Origin of the sequence: Novosphingobium sp. BL-52-GroH (genome assembly GCF_044813085.1) — a bacterium.
Lineage (GTDB): Bacteria > Pseudomonadota > Alphaproteobacteria > Sphingomonadales > Sphingomonadaceae > Novosphingobium.
Window position 1 is genome coordinate 2,054,861 of record NZ_CP171152.1, and the last position, 18,410, is coordinate 2,073,270.

14 protein-coding genes are annotated in these 18,410 nt (G+C 68.2%); 5 read left to right on the forward strand and 9 right to left on the reverse strand.

Annotated features, from left to right (window positions below):
* Window positions 1-13: 13 nt before the first annotated feature.
* The 3 genes from ACFFDA_RS22505 to ACFFDA_RS22515 all read right to left on the reverse strand — a co-directional run bounded on the left by ACFFDA_RS22505 (window position 14) and on the right by ACFFDA_RS22515 (window position 3,457).
* Window positions 14-1,315 (reverse strand): AMP-binding protein, encoded by a 1,302-nt coding sequence (locus ACFFDA_RS22505; RefSeq protein WP_404479508.1) that lies wholly within the window; start codon window positions 1,313-1,315, stop codon window positions 14-16.
* Window positions 1,316-1,515: 200 nt separating this feature from the next.
* Entirely contained in the window at window positions 1,516-2,223 is a 708-nt protein-coding gene (locus tag ACFFDA_RS22510; protein WP_404479509.1) for a DUF1013 domain-containing protein, read from the reverse strand.
* A gap of 217 nt (window positions 2,224-2,440) precedes the next feature.
* Window positions 2,441-3,457 carry an NAD(P)H-quinone oxidoreductase gene (locus ACFFDA_RS22515; protein ID WP_404479510.1) on the reverse strand — a complete coding sequence of 339 codons (1,017 nt, stop codon included), beginning with the start codon at window positions 3,455-3,457 and terminating at the stop codon, window positions 2,441-2,443.
* A gap of 128 nt (window positions 3,458-3,585) precedes the next feature.
* Here ACFFDA_RS22515 and ACFFDA_RS22520 point away from each other — a divergent pair, with 128 nt between their 5' ends.
* The 4 genes from ACFFDA_RS22520 to ACFFDA_RS22535 all read left to right on the forward strand — a co-directional run bounded on the left by ACFFDA_RS22520 (window position 3,586) and on the right by ACFFDA_RS22535 (window position 9,096).
* Window positions 3,586-3,804 (forward strand): DUF1192 domain-containing protein, encoded by a 219-nt coding sequence (locus ACFFDA_RS22520; RefSeq protein WP_404479511.1) that lies wholly within the window; start codon window positions 3,586-3,588, stop codon window positions 3,802-3,804.
* Between the two features lie 134 nt (window positions 3,805-3,938).
* On the forward strand, window positions 3,939-6,314 hold the full coding sequence (clpA, locus tag ACFFDA_RS22525; RefSeq protein ID WP_404479512.1) for an ATP-dependent Clp protease ATP-binding subunit ClpA: 2,376 nt from the start codon (window positions 3,939-3,941) through the stop codon (window positions 6,312-6,314).
* A gap of 82 nt (window positions 6,315-6,396) precedes the next feature.
* Window positions 6,397-7,401, forward strand: coding sequence for a ligase-associated DNA damage response exonuclease (locus ACFFDA_RS22530; protein WP_404479513.1), 1,005 nt, complete (start codon window positions 6,397-6,399; stop codon window positions 7,399-7,401).
* A gap of 87 nt (window positions 7,402-7,488) precedes the next feature.
* The gene (locus ACFFDA_RS22535) at window positions 7,489-9,096 is read left to right on the forward strand and encodes a cisplatin damage response ATP-dependent DNA ligase (RefSeq protein WP_404479514.1); all 1,608 of its coding nucleotides are present in this window, start codon (window positions 7,489-7,491) and stop codon (window positions 9,094-9,096) included.
* A gap of 31 nt (window positions 9,097-9,127) precedes the next feature.
* Here ACFFDA_RS22535 and ACFFDA_RS22540 read toward each other — a convergent pair whose 3' ends face one another.
* The 6 genes from ACFFDA_RS22540 to ACFFDA_RS22565 all read right to left on the reverse strand — a co-directional run bounded on the left by ACFFDA_RS22540 (window position 9,128) and on the right by ACFFDA_RS22565 (window position 15,667).
* A complete protein-coding gene (locus ACFFDA_RS22540) occupies window positions 9,128-9,412 on the reverse strand; it encodes a DUF167 domain-containing protein (RefSeq protein WP_404479515.1) in 285 nt (94 codons plus the stop codon).
* Window positions 9,412-9,975 carry a gamma carbonic anhydrase family protein gene (locus tag ACFFDA_RS22545; RefSeq protein ID WP_404479516.1) on the reverse strand — a complete coding sequence of 188 codons (564 nt, stop codon included), beginning with the start codon at window positions 9,973-9,975 and terminating at the stop codon, window positions 9,412-9,414. Before ACFFDA_RS22545 ends, ACFFDA_RS22540 begins: the two co-directional genes overlap by 1 nt.
* The gene (locus ACFFDA_RS22550; RefSeq protein ID WP_404479517.1) at window positions 9,972-12,233 is read right to left on the reverse strand and encodes a spermidine synthase; all 2,262 of its coding nucleotides are present in this window, start codon (window positions 12,231-12,233) and stop codon (window positions 9,972-9,974) included. Before ACFFDA_RS22550 ends, ACFFDA_RS22545 begins: the two co-directional genes overlap by 4 nt.
* Before the next feature lie 84 nt (window positions 12,234-12,317).
* Window positions 12,318-12,887 carry a GNAT family N-acetyltransferase gene (locus ACFFDA_RS22555; protein WP_404479518.1) on the reverse strand — a complete coding sequence of 190 codons (570 nt, stop codon included), beginning with the start codon at window positions 12,885-12,887 and terminating at the stop codon, window positions 12,318-12,320.
* An 8-nt stretch (window positions 12,888-12,895) separates the two neighbouring features.
* Window positions 12,896-13,891 (reverse strand): porphobilinogen synthase, encoded by a 996-nt coding sequence (gene hemB / locus ACFFDA_RS22560; RefSeq protein WP_404479519.1) that lies wholly within the window; start codon window positions 13,889-13,891, stop codon window positions 12,896-12,898.
* Window positions 13,892-14,008: 117 nt separating this feature from the next.
* Complete coding sequence (locus ACFFDA_RS22565; protein WP_404479520.1) at window positions 14,009-15,667, reverse strand: M23 family metallopeptidase; 1,659 nt, start codon at window positions 15,665-15,667, stop codon at window positions 14,009-14,011.
* A gap of 181 nt (window positions 15,668-15,848) precedes the next feature.
* On the opposite strand from ACFFDA_RS22565, the gene ACFFDA_RS22570 reads away from it, so the two are divergent.
* Window positions 15,849-18,404: a helicase-related protein gene (locus tag ACFFDA_RS22570; RefSeq protein WP_404479521.1), complete on the forward strand. Its 2,556-nt coding sequence runs from the start codon at window positions 15,849-15,851 to the stop codon at window positions 18,402-18,404.
* Window positions 18,405-18,410 lie beyond the last annotated feature (6 nt).

The window sequence follows — 18,410 nt, forward strand, 5'->3', positions numbered from 1 at the left end:
CCGTCGTCCCGGGTCAGGCCCGGGGCGGCGACGTCCTGTCCGGGCGATCGAGGACGTGGACGTAGCCGTCCTCGTCGATCGTGGCGACATCCCCGGTGCGCAACCAGCGCCTGCCGTCATTCTCCACGAAGACGTCCGCATCGGTGCGCTTCCAGTAGCCCAGCATGACCTGCGGGCCGGAGACGGCCAGTTCTCCCGGTTCACCCGGCGCGGCGTCGCGCGTGGCATCGTCCCGGGCGAGCAGGCGCAAGTCCGTTCCGGGCAGCGGATGCCCGATCGATCCCGGCGCCTCGCGCCCGTCGAACGGATTGGTCGCGGTGACGCCGGCCGTCTCGGTCAGTCCATAAGCCTCCACCAGCTTCGCCCCGGTGGTCCTCTCGAAGCGTGTCTTGAGCGAGGCTGGAAGCGGCGCGCCCCCGGCGATGCAGGTGAACAGGCTGGACAGGTCCGTCCGCACCATGCGGCGATCCTCGAGCATCGCCTGGTACATCGTGGGCACCCCCGGCATCGCCGTCACCCGGGTGCGCTCGATCGTCGCCAGCGCGCGTCTCGGGTGGAAGCGCGGCAAGAGCGCGATCATGCCGCCATTGCAGATCGTGCGGTTGAGCACGCAGGCATTGGCAAAGACGTGGAAGAACGGCAGCACCCCCAGGATCACGTCGCGCAGGTGCGCATGCGGATCGATCGCCTCGATCTGCCGCGCGTTGGCGGTCAGGTTCTGGTGGCTGAACATCACGCCCTTGGGTGCATCGGAGGCGCCGCCGGTATATTGCAGCATCGCCACGTCGACGATCGGGTCGATGGCTACCGGATCGGGCTCGCGGTCGAGCAGCAGCTCGCGCCATTCGAAGACGTTCGGCGCCTGCGGGATCGTCGCGATGTCGCGGCGGTGGAACACGCGCCGGCCAAGTCCGCGCCAGAACGGAAGCTGGCTCGACAGGCGCACCACGACCAGCCATTCGAGCGTCGATCCGCGCAGCACCTGCTCCGCGGAAGGCAACAGGGTGGGCACGTCGAGAGTGACGAGCAGGCGCGTGCCCGAATCGGCGACTTGCGCTTCCAGTTCGGCGGCAGAGCAGAAGGGCGAGTAGTTGACGACCGTCGCCCCTGCCATCATCGCGCCGAAATAGGCCGAAAGGTAGGCGGGCACGTTGGAAAGGCAGAGCCCGACGCGGTCCCCCTTGCCCAGTCCCAGCGACTGCAGCCCGGCGGCAAAGCCGCGTGCCTCGGCGTGGATTGCGCGATAGCTGAACTGCCGCCCGAGAAAGTCGACGAGCGCCCGGGTATCATGCGCCGCGACGCTGGCCGCCAACATGTCCGTCATCGCCAGTGGAGCGAACGTCTGCTCCCACTCACAGGGATGTGCGTAACAATCCCGCCAGGCCCGCGGGCCCATCCTCTCGTCCATACGGACGTTTTGCCCCGCGGGAGCGGGCGGGACAAGCGGATTGTGTGTCGCTGTAAACACAACCGACAGGTTCGGCCCACGACGGCCCGAACCTGTCGGATCACATCTCAGGCACCGCGTTCCTCGGCCTCGGCAGCGCGCTTGGCTTCGAGCCAGGCGGCAACTTCGGCTTCCTGTGCAGCGGCGCTGGCAGCCTGGACCTGGGCCTGACGCTCGGCGCGCAGTTCCTCGATCAGGGCCGTCCGGTCGTCGGTGAGGCGCTCGTTGCTGACGCTCTCGTCCTCCTGGATGCCGGCCTTCTTGGCCGCCTTGGCAACCAGGGCGTCGAGTTCGCGCTGCGAGCACAGGCCCAGCGTGACCGGGTCCTTGGGGGTGATGTTGTTGATGTTCCAGTGCGAACGGTCGCGAATCGCCGCGATCGTGTTGCGCGTGGTGCCGATCAGCTTGCCGATCTGCGCGTCCGAGACCTCGGGGTGGTTGCGCAGGATCCAGGCGATGCCATCGGGCTTGTCCTGCCGCTTGGACACCGGGGTGTAGCGCGGACCCTTGGTGCGGTTCGCGGTCACCGGCGCCTTGTGCATGCGCAGCTTGTACTCGGGGTTGGCTTGCCCCTTCTCGATCTCTTCCATCGTCAGTTCGCCGGCGCGCACGGGGTCGCGTCCGGTATACTTGCTGGACGCCAGATCGTCGGCCATGGCCTGGACTTCCAGCATGTGCAGGCCGCAGAATTCTGCGATCTGCTCGAAGGTCAGCGAAGTCACGTCAACAAGCCACGATGCGGTAGCGTGCGGCATCAGCGGAGTGGGCTGGCTCATGTCTCTATCTCCGGCGGAAACAATAAGGGCCGCCCCTGCGGGACGGCCGTACCGGTCGGATTTAGGCGAAGTTTGCGGATTCGGCAAGCAAAAGGGTCGCTTTTCGCCATTTGCCGCAGGAAGCGTCGACAGCCATCATCGGCCCGGACCTGATCCGGGACCGCCCGCGGTCTTTAGAAGCGGCCCGTCTGCAAAATCCCCCGGCGCAACATCGCGTCTAAAGGGCGCCCACTGTCCCGGATCGAGTCCGGGAGGACGCGACCTCGAGCACGATCTTGCCGATGTGGTCGCCAGATTCCATCCGGGCATGGGCCGCCGCCGCCTGGGCGAGCGGGAAGCGGACATCCATGACAGGGCGCAGCGCCCCCTCCTCGACCAGCGGCCAGGCGCAGTCGAGGATTTCCTGCGTCAGCAGCGCCTTGAATTCGTCCGAGCGTGGCCGCAACGTCGAGCCGGTCAGGGTATAGCGCCGGGCCATCACCACGGCCATGTTCAGCTCTGCCTTGACCCCGCCCTGCACCGCGATCGTGACGTGGCGGCCGTCGGGCGCGAGGCACTTGAGATTGCGCGCGACATAGCTGCCCGCGACCATGTCGAGCACGAGGTCGACGCCCCTCCCCCCGGTGAGCCGGGCCACTTCCTCGACGAAATCGGTCGCCTTGTAGTCGATCGCGTGATGCGCGCCGATCTCCAGCGCCGCCGCGCACTTTTCCGGCGAACCGCAAGTGACGATGACGGTGAGCCCGAAATGACGCCCCAGCATCGCCGCCATGGTGCCGATGCCGCTTGTGCCGCCATGGACGAGGATCGTTTCCCCGTCGCGCGCGTGGCCGCGCTCGAAGACGTTGTGCCACACGGTGAACAGGGTCTCCGGCAGGGCCGCCGCCTCGTCGAGGGCGAGACCTTCGGGCACCGGCAGGCAATGCCCCGCCTTGGCCAGGCAATACTGCGCATAGCCGCCGCCCGAAACGAGCGCGCAGACCTGCTGGCCCGGGACGAATTCGGCCACCCCTTCGCCCAGCGCGACGATCGTGCCGGAAATCTCGAGCCCCGGAATCGGCGACGCACCCGGCGGCGGTGGATACTTGCCCTGCCGCTGCACGACGTCCGGGCGGTTGACGCCGGCGAAAGCCACCCGGACGAGGACTTCGCCCGGCCCCGGCCGCGGCACGGCGGTGGTTTCGGCGCGCAGCACGTCGGGGCCGCCGGGCGAATCGTAACCAACGGCCGTCATCGTGGCAGGCGTGGTCGCGTCAGGAACGTCAGCTAACATGTCGTGCCTGTTTGCCACACCACTGCGCCCTGGGAAACACACTTTCGACCCATTGACAGTGAGGAAATACAGTCCGATGCTGCACTGCAATGGACGACGACGATCGACCGCGGCTGCGGTCATCCGAGGGCAACTTCGGGTCCGCCAGCCTCCTCGCCAGCGAAAGCCTGGAGCGCTATTCGCTGGACGAACTAGACGCGCGAATCGCACTCCTCGAGGCAGAGATCGCCCGGGTCCGCACGCACCGCGACAAGTCCTCCGCGCACCGGCAGGCTGCCGACGCGCTTTTCAGGCCGCGATCATCTTGAGCCGAGCAGCTTCGCTCAAGGCCCGATGGCGGCAACCTCGCAACGTTCCTGATCGTTCCTATATCGATGTCGAAAGCATAGTCCGCCAAGCTCCCCCGCAAGGAGAGTCGTCCCTCACAATGAAGGTCGCTTAAATGCCCAGTTTCGCGCAAAGCCTTGAAAAGACCCTGCACTCGGCTCTGTCTCACGCCTCCGAGCGGAGCCACGAGTATGCGACGCTCGAGCACCTCCTGCTCGCGCTGATCGACGACACCGACGCGGCCCAGGTCATGCAGGCTTGCGGAGTGGACCTCGGCGATCTGGGCGACGTGGTGCGCCAGTACCTCGACCAGGAATACCAGTCGCTCAAGACCGAGGAAAAGGGCGACCCCGCCCCCACCGCCGGCTTCCAGCGGGTGATCCAGCGCGCCATCCTGCACGTCCAGTCCTCGGGCAAGGACACCGTGACCGGCGCCAACGTGCTGGTCGCCCTGTTCTCCGAGCGGGATTCCTACGCCGTCTACTTCCTGCAGCAGCAGGACATGAGCCGCCTCGACGCCGTGAGCTACATCAGCCACGGCATCGGCAAGGGCGGCAAGCGGATCGAGGATCGCAGCCCCAAGGGCTCGTCCGACGAAAACACCCCGACGCCAGAGGACAAGAACGAAACCAAGGCCGCCGCCGGCAACAAAAAGGATTCGGCGCTCGACCAGTTCACCGTCAACCTCAACGAGAAGGCGCTGAACGGCAAGGTAGACCCGCTGATCGGTCGTGGCCCCGAAGTCGACCGCACGATCCAGATCCTGTGCCGCCGGTCCAAGAACAACCCGCTCTACGTGGGCGATCCCGGCGTCGGCAAGACCGCCATCGCGGAGGGGCTGGCGCGCAAGATCGTCGAGGGTGAAGTGCCCGAAGTACTCGCCGAAGCGGTGATCTACTCGCTCGACATGGGCTCGCTGCTGGCCGGCACCCGCTATCGCGGCGACTTTGAAGAACGCCTCAAGCAGGTCGTCTCGGAACTCGAGAAGATGCCGCACGCGGTCTTGTTCATCGACGAGATCCACACGGTGATCGGTGCCGGCGCCACCAGCGGCGGTGCGATGGATGCCTCGAACCTGCTCAAGCCGGCGCTGTCGGGCGGCACTATCCGCTGCATCGGCTCCACCACCTACAAGGAGTTCCGCAACCACTTCGAGAAGGACCGCGCCCTGCTGCGCCGGTTCCAGAAGATCGACGTGAACGAGCCAACGATCGAGGACACCATCAAGATCCTGCGCGGCCTGCGCACGGCCTTCGAGGAACACCACAAGGTCAAGTACACTCCCGACGCGATCAAGACCGCGGTGGAATTGTCGGCCCGCTACATCAACGACCGCAAGCTGCCCGACAAGGCGATCGACGTGATCGACGAAGTCGGCGCGATGCAGATGCTGGTGCCGCCGAGCCGCCGCAAGAAGACCATCACCGCCAGGGAGATCGAGCAGGTCATCGCGACGATGGCGCGCATTCCGCCCAAGTCGGTCTCCTCCGACGACAAGAAGGCGCTGGGCAACCTCGAACGCGACCTCAAGCGCGTCGTCTTCGGCCAGGACAAGGCGATCGAGCTGCTGTCGACGGCGATGAAGCTGAGCCGCGCGGGGCTGCGCGATCCGGACAAGCCGATCGGTTCGTTCCTGTTCTCCGGCCCCACCGGCGTCGGCAAGACCGAAGTCGCCCGCCAGCTCGCCACCATCATGGGCATCGAGCTGAAGCGCTTCGACATGTCCGAATACATGGAGCGCCACTCGGTCAGCCGCCTGATCGGTGCGCCTCCGGGCTATGTCGGCTTCGACCAGGGCGGCCTGCTGACCGACGCGATCGACCAGAACCCGCACTGCGTGCTCCTGCTCGACGAGATCGAGAAGGCGCATCCGGACCTGTTCAACATCCTGCTGCAGGTGATGGACAACGGCCGCCTGACCGACCACCACGGCAAGACCGTCGATTTCCGCAACGTGGTGCTCATCATGACCACCAATGCGGGCGCCTCGGACATGGCCAAGGTCGGCATCGGCTTCGGCGACGTCTCCAAGCAGGACGCCGGCGACGAAGCGGTGAAGCTGCTCTTCACGCCGGAATTCCGCAACCGCCTCGATTCGATCGTGCCCTTCGCCTACCTCGCAAAGGACACCATCAGCCGGGTCGTGGACAAGTTCATCCTCCAGCTCGAACTGCAGCTGGCGGACCAGAACGTCCACATCCAGTTCGATTCGGACGCGCGGGAATGGCTGGGCGATCGCGGCTACGACAAGCTCTACGGCGCTCGTCCGATGGCCCGCGTGATCCAGGACAAGGTCAAGCAGCCGCTCGCCGAGGAACTGCTGTTCGGCAAGCTGGCCCATGGCGGCGAAGTCCACGTCTCGGTCAAGGAAGACGCGCTCAACTTCGAGCTGACCCCTTCCGCGCCCAAGATGACGAAGGCCAAGAAGAAGGCGCCGGCCAAGCGGGTGAAGAAGCCCGGCACCCAGCCGGAAACCAGCTCGGACGACTGAGCGGCCGCCGTCCCGGACTCGCACCGGGACGCCGAAAAAAGATGGGGTGGGAACCGCGGGGTTTCCGCCCCATTCTTGTGTGATGGCCCGCGATTTCTCCTGGATCAGACCCGAACCTTGGGGAATCCATGTCGTCCCCGCCGATTGCTGGATCGACCCGGCCCGGCCGGTCGAGCGCGCGCTCGTCACCCACGGCCACGCGGACCACGCCCGCGGCGGCCACGGCGAGACGTTCGCCACCCCCGAGACGCTGGCGATCATGAAACTGCGCTACGCCACCGACGAAGGGGCCGTGCCGGCTACCTTCGGCGAGCGGATCGCGCTGCCGGGAAGCGTGCACGCCACCTGGATTCCCGCCGGTCACGTCCTGGGCTCGGCACAGGTTCTGCTCGAGCATGCCGGCGAGCGCGTGCTCGTCACCGGCGACTTCAAGCGCCGCCCCGATCCCACCTGCCTGCCCTTCGAAGTCACGCCCTGCGATGTGCTGGTCACCGAAGCGACCTTCGGCCTCCCGGTCTTCCGCCACCCGCCGGTCGAACACGAGATCGCCAAGCTGCTCGCCGCCCTTGCCGCCAATCCCGAGCGTTGCGTGCTGGTGGGCGCCTATGCGCTGGGCAAGGCGCAGCGCGTGATCGCCGAACTGCGCCTTGCCGGGCACCGCGACACGATCTGGCTTCACGGCGCGATGGAGCGCATGTGCCGCCTCTACGAGGACTGGGGCGTCGACCTCGGCCCGCTGCGCCTCGTATCCGAAGCCGCAAAAGGCGAGATGACCGGCAGCGTGGTCATCGCCCCGCCCTCGGCCCTGAGCGACCGCTGGAGCCGACGCCTGCCCGATCCGATCACCGCCATGGCCTCGGGCTGGATGCAGGTGCGTCAGCGGGCGCGGCAGCGGATGGTGGAACTGCCGCTCATCATCTCCGACCACGCCGACTGGGACGAACTGACGCAGACGGTGTTGGACGTGGATCCGTCCGAAACGTGGATCACCCACGGGCGGGAGGAAGCGATGCTGCGCTGGTGCCAGCTTAACCAACGCAAGGCCCGGGCGCTGGCGCTGGTCGGGTATGAGGACGAGGATGACTGAAGGATTATCGCACGCGGCGGCGCGGAGACGCAAAGAGGTCCCGCGCCGTCCCAGGCCTTCGCGCCTCCGCGCGCCATTCCAGTTCTGATGGAAGAGTTCGCTGCCCTCCTCGACGCGCTGGTCTATACCCGCAGCCGCAATGCCAAGCTCAAGCTCCTGGCCGACTACTTGCGCACCGCGCCCGATCCCGACCGGGGCTGGGCCTTGGCTGCGCTGACCGACGGGCTCGACTTCCCGGCGGTGAAAAGCTCCACAATCCGCAACCTGCTGACCGAACGCATCGATCCGGTGCTGTGGACGCTCAGCCGCGAATACGTGGGCGATTCGGCGGAGACTGCCAGCCTGCTCTGGCCGGAACCGGCCGAGGCGCCCTCCCCGCCCACTGTGTCCGAGGCAGTCGACGCCTTGTCGCGCATGACCCGCGCCAATGTCATGACCGACCTGCCGCGCCTGCTCGATCGGCTCGATGCCAATGGGCGTTATGCCCTGCTCAAGCTGGCGACGGGTGCCATGCGGATCGGCATTTCGGCGCGCCTCGCCAAGACCGCCTTCGCGCAAGCCTTCGACGTCGCAGTGGAAGACGTCGAAGAGCACTGGCACGGCCAGGCGCCGCCCTATGCCGCGCTGTTCGACTGGGCCGCCCACGGCGCCGCGCCGCCCAGTTCCGAGAACCTGCCGCTGTTCCGCCCGTTCATGCTCGCGCATGGGCTGGAGGAGACGCAAGTCGACCTCGCCGACTATGCCGCCGAGTGGAAGTGGGACGGCATCCGCGTGCAGGTGGTGCACGCCAAGGGGGAAACCGGCCTTGGCGAAACCCGCGTCTACTCCCGCTCGGGCGACGACATCTCAGCCACGTTCCCGGAAATCGCGGAGGCACTGGCGATCGATGCCGTGCTCGATGGCGAGCTGCTCGTGCGCGGCGCCCACCAGGGCGGCGAGACGGGCGGCGCGGCCAGCTTCAACGCGCTCCAGCAGCGGCTCGGGCGCAAGACCGTGAGCCGCAAGATACGCGCGGAATACCCTGCCTTCGTGCGTCTCTACGACGCACTGATCGTCGAGGGAGACGACTTGCGACCCCTGCCCTGGACCATGCGCCGCGCTGCGCTGGAAGCGCTTCTGCCCCGCCTCGATCCGGAGCGCTTCGACATCAGCGACGTGATCCCGGCCGGCGACTTCGCCGAACTTGCCGCGATCCGCGAGCGGGCGCGCGACGATGCGATCGAGGGGGTCATGCTAAAGCGGCGCGACAGCCCCTATGTCGCGGGACGCAAGACCGGACTGTGGTACAAGTGGAAACGCGATCCGCTGCTGGTCGACTGCGTGCTGATGTATGCCCAGCGTGGCTCGGGCAAGCGCAGCTCTTTCTATTCCGACTACACCTTTGGCTGCTGGGACGGCGATCCCGATGCCGGGTCGGAATTGCTGCCCGTGGGCAAGGCCTACTTCGGCTTCACCGACGAAGAGCTGAAATGGCTCGACCGCTACGTGCGCAACCATACCGTCAATCGCTTCGGGCCCGTGCGCGAGACGGACAAGTCACTCGTCTTCGAAGTGGCCTTCGATTCGGTGCACGCCAGCAAGCGGCACAAGTCCGGCGTCGCCATGCGTTTCCCCCGCATCAGCCGCATCCGCAGCGACAAGCCCGCGCACGAGGCCGACCGGATAGAGACTTTGCGGGGCCTGATCCGAGATTGAGGAAGGCAAAGCGTTCCACGTGGAACGCTCCTTACAAGATCGTCACCTGGAACTGCTTTTGTCGCGAAGTGGTCCCACGTATCAGTTCAACGCGCGATCCCGCTATTCCCAGCGCGCGGGCCAGCAAGGCGCGCACCGCCTCGTTGGCCTTGCCGTCCTCGGGCTGCGCGCGGACTTTGGCGAGGAGGCGTCCGTCGACGATCTCCAGCGCTTCCGTTTTCGCGCCGGGCGTCACGCGCAGCACGAGGCGGCCCTCGGCGTCGAGCAGCGCATGCAGCACCTCGGGCCCGGGCAGCGCCGCCTTGGGCCGCGCCATCAGCCCTTGAGCCCGAGTGCCTCGGCATGCATCCGGCCATTGACGACATAGCCGCGCACGCCGGCCTGGTTCGCTGCGATTGCCACGTCGTCGAGATCGCGCAGGTACTTGGCCGGGCGGCCCATCCACAACTGGCGCGCGCCGATACGCTTGCCGGTGAGCTGGGCGCCGGCCGCCAGCATGCCGTCGGATTCGATGTAGCTACCGTCCATGACGATTGCGCCCAGCCCCACGAAAGCGCGGTCTTCCAGCGTGCAGCCGTGGATCATCGCCAGGTGGCCGACCAGCACGTCCTCGCCGATGATGGTCGGGAAGCCATCGGGGTTGGAGGGTTTGGGACTGTCGCAGTGGACGACGCTGCCGTCCTGGATATTGCTGCGCGCGCCGATGACGACCCGGTGGATGTCGGCGCGGATCACGCAGTTGTACCAGATGCTGACGTCGGGTCCGATCTCGACGTCGCCGATGATGCGGCAGCCCGGCGCGATGAACGCGCTGGAGTGGATGCGCGGCGCCTTGCCGTTGATCGCGGCCAGAGTGATGTCGGTACGTGTCTCGATCATGGATGTCCTGCCAGCTTGTCCCAGCGGACGTGCGAGAGGATGGACGAATGGTCGTCCGTCCATGGGCCCGCCGCCCGTTCGTCGAGCACCTTCCATGGGCTATCCGGGCGGGCCCGCGCAAGCGTCTCGAGCACGCCGCGATCGCGCGACAGGGCGATCCAGCGCGAAGGGGTATAGCGCGTCTCGTCCTCGGGCAAGTCGAGCCGCGACAGCGCGGCCAGCCCTGCGTCCTGCGCATTGGAGCCGATCACCGGGGCAAGGTCGATGTAGCGGTTGGAAATGTGCAGCATCAGCAGCCCGCGCGGTGCCAGGGCGCGCAAGTAGACCTGCATCGCCTCGCGCGTCAGCAGGTGCATCGGGATCGCGTCGGACGAGAAGGCATCGATCACCAGCACGTCAAACGAGGCCGGCGGCAGTTCGGCGAGTTCCAGCCTTGCATCGCCGATCACGACCGGGGCCCTGGGCGCGCACTGGCTGAGGAACGTGAAGCGCCCGCTGGTGGAGAAGCGCAGGACTGCCGGGTCGATCTCGAAGAACGTCCAGCGCTGCCCGGCCTGCGCCCGACAGGCCAGCGATCCGGTGCCCAGCCCGACGACGCCGACTCGCGCCGCCGGCCCCTCGATCGCGGGGGTCGCGGCCAGAGCCAGCCCTACCCCGGACGTGGGACCGTAATACGTCAGCGCATCGCGCGAATGCGCGGGGTCGAGCGACTGCTCGCCGTGCAGCGTGGTGCCGTGGGCAAGCGTGCGCAGTTTCTCTTCGGGATGATCGCGCAGGGTATAGATGCCGAAATAGCTGCGGGTGCGCTCGCCCCTGGCACTGGCCAGGATCGTCGCCAGGCCGCCCTGCCCGACCATCGCGATCACCAGTGTCGCCACGAAGGCCCAACGCCACGGCATGAGCATCACGCCGATGCCCGTCAGGAACACGGTCAGCATGATCGTACCCAGCGAACCGTCGTCGTCTGCCGTGAAATCCGCAAGCAGCCAGCCGAGGAAAAGCGTGAAGAGGAGCAGCACGACCAATGCGATGCGCGCCATGCCCGGCTCGATGCCGTCGTCGCCGCGCCAGTCGAGCAGCGGGCGGAGCGGGATCAGCGCGGCGGCGGCAAGGACGAGGAGCGGATGCTCCCAGGCCCAGTCGAACACCATCGGCGCCACTAGCGCGGTGAATGCGCCGCCCAGCGCGCCGCCCGCCGACATGGTGAGGTAGAAGCGCGTGAGCTGCGCGGAGCCGGGCCGCACGTCGTAGAGCCGGCCGTGCAGCGCGGTCGCCACGCAGAACAGCAGGAGGCAGGTGCCGCCCACGATCCACAGCGTGCCCGAGCCGTTCGAGAGCATCGCGTAGCTGCCCGCGAAAAGCACCACCACCGGCGTAGCGCGGCTTACCACCGCCACGCCGCCCCGGCGGTCGGAGAAAGCGACTACGAAGCTGAGCAGATAGAGGCCGAGCGGGATCACCCAGAGCAGCGGCATGGCGAAGATGTCGGTGGTGAGGTGCGTGGTGGTCGACAGCATGAGACCCGACGGGACCGCGGACAACAGCAGCCAGAGCGTGACGGTACGCCAGCCGACGGAGCTCGCGGCTTCCTCGTCCTGCACCATCGTCGCGGCGGCGGTGGGAAGGCGGCGCCGGTTGAAGGCTGCCAACGCCACCAGGACCACGAGCAGCGTGAAACCGGCGGTCCAGGCCACGCTCTGCTGCCGCAGGGTCAGCAGCGGCTCGGCCAGCAGCGGATAGGCGAGAAGTCCGGCGAAGCTACCCAGGTTCGACGCGGCATAAAGCGCCCAGGGCTCTCCGGCGCGGGGATCGGCGGCGAACCAGCGCTGCATGAGCGGCGCCTGCGCGGAGACGACGAAGAACACCGGCCCGATGCTCAGGCCCAGCAGCAGTGGCACCCACAGCGCCTCGGGCAGTCTGGGGATCGGCGCCAGCGGGACAAGCCCTACCGGCAGGGTCAGCCCGGCAAGCAGCAGCAGCGCGACGTGGACCATCGCCTGGCGCCGCACCGTCAGCCGACCGAGCAGGTGGGCATAGGCATACCCAGCCAGCAGCAGTGCCTGATAGACCAGCATTGCGCTGTTCCACACGTTGGGCGCGCCGCCGAGACGGGGCAGCGCCATACGCGCGACCATAGGCTGCACCAGGAAAAGCAGGAAACTGCCAACCAGGATCGTGGCGACGAACAGGCCGCGCCGGACGTGGGACCGCTCGCCGGAATCGGCGGGCCTCGCGAAATCTTGAGCGGTATCGGTCATTTCGAAGCTGCCCCCCGGAGCCATGTGCAAGGTCAACTACTTGCCGATCATGGCTAAGAACAAGTTAACTCGGCGGGGGTCCGGTCATCCCGGCCGGCCGCGCCACTCGTCCGCCGTGATCGAATGGACGATGGTATCGCCCAGCGGCGGTTCGAAGCGCGGATCGACGAAGTCGAGGTCCTTGCGGCGGGCCATGCCGAGGCGGGTCATCAGGCCCCAACTGGCTGTGTTCTCGATATTGGTGATGGCGAAGATCGCCCCGGCCCCGAAGCGGTCGAACCCGAGGTCGAGCGAAGTGGCGGCAGACTCCTTGGCATAACCCTGCCCCCACGCCTCCTCGCGCAGGCGCCAACCGATCTCCATCTCGCCGGTGAAGGTCGCGCCCGGCGCGTCGATCAGCTTGAGGCCGCAGAACCCCAGCATCTCGCCCGAGAGGTGCCCGCCATCGGCCTTGCGCTCCACAACCCAGAAAGTGTGGCCCAGGTCCTGCTGGTAGCCGAACACGCGGCCCTCGAATGCCGCCAGCCGGTCGGCGTCCATGACCCCGCCGAGCCAGCGCATGACGGCGGCGGTGTTGGTCACCGCGGCAAAGCGCTCAACGTCGCCTTCGCGCCAGTTGCGCAGCACCAGCCTGGAGGTTTCCACGTGGAACATTCCTCGCCTCAGCCGCCCAGCAGGCGCGCGGCATGTGCGGCATGGTAGGTCAGCACGCCCGAGCAGCCCGCGCGCTTGAAGGCGAGCAGCGTCTCCAGCACCATCGTATCGCGGTCCGCCGCACCGGCGGCGACGGCGTGCTCGATCATCGCGTATTCGCCCGACACCTGGTAGGCGAAGACCGGCACCTCGAAGCGTTCCTTCACGCGGCGCACGATGTCGAGATAGGGCAGGCCTGGCTTGACCATCACCGTGTCCGCGCCCTCGGCGAGGTCCATCGCCACTTCGCGCAAGGCTTCCTCGGTATTGCCGGGGTCCATCTGGTAGGTCTTCTTGTCGCCCTTGAGCAGCCCGCGCGAGCCGACCGCGTCGCGGAACGGGCCATAGAACGCCGAGGCGTACTTGGCGGCGTAGCTCATGATCTGGACGTTGACGTGGCCGGCATCCTCCAGCGCATCGCGGATCGCGCCGATGCGGCCGTCCATCATGTCGGACGGGGCGATGATGTCCGCGCCCGCGGCCGCCTGGTTCAGCGACTGGCCGACCAGCGCCTCCACCGTCTCGTCGTTGAGCACGTAGCCCGCCTCGTCGATCAGCCCGTCCTGTCCGTGGCTGGTGTAGGGATCGAGCGCGACGTCGGTAAGCAGGCCGATCCCGTCGCCCAGAGCATCGCGCACGGCGCGCAACGCACGGCACATCAGGTTGTCGGGATTGAGCGCTTCGCGCCCGTCCTCGGTGCGTCGTTCGGGCTGGGTGTAGGGGAACAGCGCCAGCGCCGGAATGCCCAGGTTCATCGCTTCCCTCGCCCGTTCGACGATCTTGTCGACCGACCAGCGCGAAACGCCCGGCAGCGCCGCGATCGGCTGCTCCACGCCTTCGCCGTCGGCGATGAACAGGGGCCAGATCAGATCGGCCGGGGTCAGGACGGTCTCGCGGTGGAGCGCGCGGCTCCAGGCGGTGGCGCGCGTGCGGCGCAGGCGGGTGTGGGGATAGCTGCCGGTCATGCCCGGCTGCTTGCCGCAAAAACGGGACGCGTTCAATCGCGGGTGGGTTGCGAAGTACGAGGTGAAGGTTGCGTACTGGCCCGATGGCCCGTCACCCCGGCGCGTGCCGGGATGACGTCAAAACCCCAGCCTGTCGATCTCCCGCCCGGCTTGCGTCGCTTCAGGCTCACGGGACGCCACCGAACCCAGCGCCGCGCCGGGCGAGACACCCAGCAGCGCCCTGAGCCGCGCCTGAAATGCATCGCGCTCCTTGCCGTCGATCTGCGGGCGCGAAACCACCGCGATGCCGGACGGGTTGATCGTGTGGCCGCCGCGATAGGCCTCGAAATGGAGATGCGGCCCGGTGGAAAGCCCCGTCGAGCCGACATAGCCGATCACCTGCCCCGCACGGACCCGGGTGCCCGGCGAGACGGCGATGCGGCTCATGTGCCCATAGCCGGTGTCGAGCCCGCCGCCGTGCTGGAGGCGCACGTAATTGCCATGGCCGCCGTGGCGCCCGGCGAACGTGACCATGCCGTCCGCCACTGCGTAGATCGGCGAGCCGTAGGGGGCACCGAAGTCGATGCCGGCATGCATGCGCACGTAGCCCAGGATCGGATGACGACGCGCGCCGTAGCCCGAGGTGATGTGGCCGGCGACCGGCTGTCCGATGGCGACGCTGCGGGCCTGGCCTGCCGCACCGGCCGGGAACATCTCGCCATCCTTGCCCCAGCGCACCAGTTGCAGCGTCGGCTTCCCGGCATGCTCGACCCCGGCATAGAGCAGGTCGCCGACCTGCCGCTCGCCCTTGGCCGAACGCTTGTAGGAGACGACGAAGTCGAACTGGTCGCTCGCGCCGAGGTCGCTTTCGAGGCTCACGTACTTGTCGAGCGCGCGCAAGTACGACTGGATTGCCGAGACCGGCGCCCCGGCATTGCGCGCGGAACGATAGAGGCTGGAGCCGACGGTACCGCGGATGCGCAGCGGGGTCTCGTCGACGCGGATCGGATGGCGGACCAGCGCGAGGCCTCCGTTACTGCGCTCGATCGACAGGTCGAGATCGAAGCGGGCGCGGAAATCGAGCGAAGCGAGCGGACGCGGGGCTCCGGCGGTCAGCCGCTTGCCCAGGGTGATGTCGAACTGCGTGCCCGAGGCGATGTCGCCCACCGGGACCGCCTGCGACACCAGGTGCGAAACCTGCGCAATGTCGCCGTCGCCCAGCCCTGCCCGCTCGAGCATGCGCGCCAGGCTGTCGCCACCGTTGAGCGTGGAGACGAGCTGGATTGCCGGTCGCTCGGGCACGTTGGCGAGCCGGCGCACTTGCGGCGTCGCGCCCATGTGGCGGCCGCTGTCGGCGCCCAGCGCCAGCGGGGCGATCGACTGGCTGCGGAATTCGTCACGCTCGTGCGCCTGCAGCGGCATCGCGGTGGCGGCCTCGACGGCGGTGAAGTCGGGGCAGAACGTGATCGCGGCGGCGCCCAGGCCGAGCATCGTCGCCATGCCGCGCAGCCAGGCGCGGCTGCCGATGTCGCTGGCGAGGTCGGGCGCCAGGTCGCTGCGGGCACACCAGGTCTCGATGGCCGCGCGGATGCGGGCAAAGCGCGCAAGCGGTTCGCGGGGTGCAGGCTCGAGTGGCGTGGGCTCGAGTGGAGCGGGCTCGAGTGGGGCAGGCTGGGCTTTGGCGAAAGGCGATGGGAAGGCGAGGACGACCGACGCTTCGCGCATCGGTGGGGTGACCCGTCCGTCGTCCTGAATGTCGGCACGATCGCTGCCGTCGTGCTTGAGCGCCTCGAACAAACCCTGCGGTCCCTTTGCAACCCTGATGTCGTAACAATGCGTGAGTCCGCCCACGGCGGCCTTGCGCCAATTCCATGCCCTTACAAGGTTAAGGCCTGCCTAAGATTGTGGATTCGCGGGGGGTGTTTCGGCAGCCCGACTCTTGCGAGCGGCGAGCGGCGGTGCCACATTCAAAGGCGTAATGGCCTACGACCGGAATGCCTCGGCACGAAACGACGCCCCCTCGGGGGTGAAGGCCGTGCTCGGACCGACGAACACCGGCAAGACCCACCTCGCCATCGAGCGCATGTGCGCCCACTCCAGCGGCATGATCGGCTTCCCGCTGCGCCTGCTGGCGCGCGAGGTCTACGACCGCGTCGTCAAGATCAAGGGCGAGAAGAGCGTCGCGCTCATCACCGGCGAGGAGCGCATCGAACCCAAGGACGCGCGCTACCTGCTGTGCACCGCCGAAGCGATGCCGGTGACGGAACGCTCGATGGCCTTCGTCGCCATCGACGAGGCCCAGCTCGCCGCCGACCGCGAGCGCGGCCATGTCTTCACCGACCGCCTGCTCCATGCCCGCGGTCGCGAGGAGACGATGATCCTGGGCTCCTCCACGATCGAGCCGCTGGTGCGCGCCCTCGTCCCGGGGGTGGAGATCGTCACCCGCCCGCGCTTCTCGACGCTGACCCATGCGGGTGCGAAAAAGCTGAGCCGGGTGCCGCCACGCAGCGCGATCGTCGCCTTCTCCTCCGAGCAGGTCTATGCGATCGCCGAAATGCTGCGCCGTTTCCGCGGCGGCGCGGCAGTGGTTATGGGCGCACTCTCCCCGCAGACGCGCAATGCCCAGGTCGCACTCTACCAGTCGGGCGAGGTCGACTACCTCGTCGCTACCGATGCGATCGGCATGGGCCTCAACCTCGACGTCGAGCACGTCGCCTTTGCCGGACTCTCGAAGTTCGACGGCCGCCGCCACCGCCGCCTGACCACAGCCGAGATGGCGCAGATCGCCGGGCGCGCCGGGCGCCACCAGAAGGACGGCACCTTCGGCACCCTCACCGGCTCCGGCGGGCACGACAGCGAATTCGAGGCGGACGAGATCTACGCCATCGAGGAGCACCGCTTCGCACCCCTGACCAAGCTGTTCTGGCGCGAGCCCGACCCGCGCTTCGACAGCCTGGCGACTCTCATCGCCGATCTCGAGACCCCGCCGGACCGCCCCGAACTCGCCCCCGCTCCCGAGGCGATCGACCTCGCCGTACTCAAGCGGCTCACCGAGGAAGGCCCCGTGGCGGACAGTGTCCGCGGCTTCGCCCAGGTCCGCCGCTTCTGGGAGGTGTGCCGCCTGCCCGACTTCCGCCAGCAGGGCGTCGAAACCCATTCGCGCTTCGTCGCGCGGCTGTGGGAGGACTTGCGGCAAGGCGAACTCGGCGCCGATTTCGTCGCCGGGCAGATCGCCCAGCTCGATCGCACCGGCGGCGACATCGACACGCTCCAGGGCCGCATCGCCGCGATCCGCTCCTGGGCCTACATCGCCCAGCGCCCCGACTGGGTGCTCGCCCGCGACGAGATGGCCGCGCGCGCCCGCGCAGTGGAAGCGCGCCTGTCCGACGCGCTCCACGGCAAGCTCACCGAACGTTTCATCAACCGCAGGACGGCCGTGCTGATGCGCAAGCTCGGCACCGACGCCGGGCTGCTCTCGGTACGGCTCGAAGACGAGGAATTGCTGGTCGAAGGCGAGCACATCGGCGCCCTGCGCGGCTTCGCCTTCCAGGTCGATCCCGGTGCGCGCCTGTCCGACCGCAAGCTGCTGCTGGCGGCGGCCGAGCGCCACTTGTCGATCCTGCTCCAGAAACGCGCCGACACGCTGGTCGAGAGCATCCACGAAGGCACCGCCGCCATCGCACTGAAGGACGGCGCGCTCGTCTGGGACGGCCACAAGCTGGCGAGCCTGGCCCCGGGCCGCTCGCTGCTGGCACCGCTGCTGGTGCCGGACCGCACGCTCGATGCGGTGCCCGGACCTTCGCGCAAGGCGCTCGTCGCGGCGCTGGAGGCCTGGCTCGACACCGCATTCGCGCCGCTGGCCCCGCTGGCCAGGCTCGACGAGGCGAGCCGCGCGGCGGATGCCGGGCCCGACCTTCGCGCCCTGCTCATCACCCTGGTCGAGCGCGGCGGCATCGCGGCGCGCGAGGAAACCGGCGTCGACCGGCTCGACAAGGCGCGGCGCCCGATGCTGGCGCGGCTCGGCGTACGGGTGGGCGCGCTCGACCTTTTCGTGCCCGCCATGCTGCGCCCGCAGGCGATCGCCTTGTGGCGCCAGCTCGCCCACGTCGCCGGCAAGCCGGCCGGCAGTGCTCCCGAACCACAGATGGCGCCGGCCCTGCCCGCCGGGAACCGCCGCCCGCCTCCCGGCTACCGTCATCTAGGCAAGCAGCTCCTGCGCCTCGACATGGCCGAGAAGCTGCTGCGCGAGGCGCACGATTCGCGCGCCTCGGGCGACCGGGGCCGTGCCGGCTTCACGCTTGATCCGGCGCGCGCCGTGTCGATGGGGCTCACGACCGCCAGCTATGCCCGGCTGCTCCGCCTCGGCGGCTTCCAGCCGATCGTACCGCGCCCGCTGGCAGGCGACGCGCACGGGCCGCCCGCCCCGATCCGCTGGCGCTGGCGACCGCCCCGCCGCCAGGCTCAGCCGGAACGCACCCTCCCCGCCCGCCGTGACGGTGCCTTCGCGGCCCTGGCCGACATGGTGCGCGGATGACGCGAG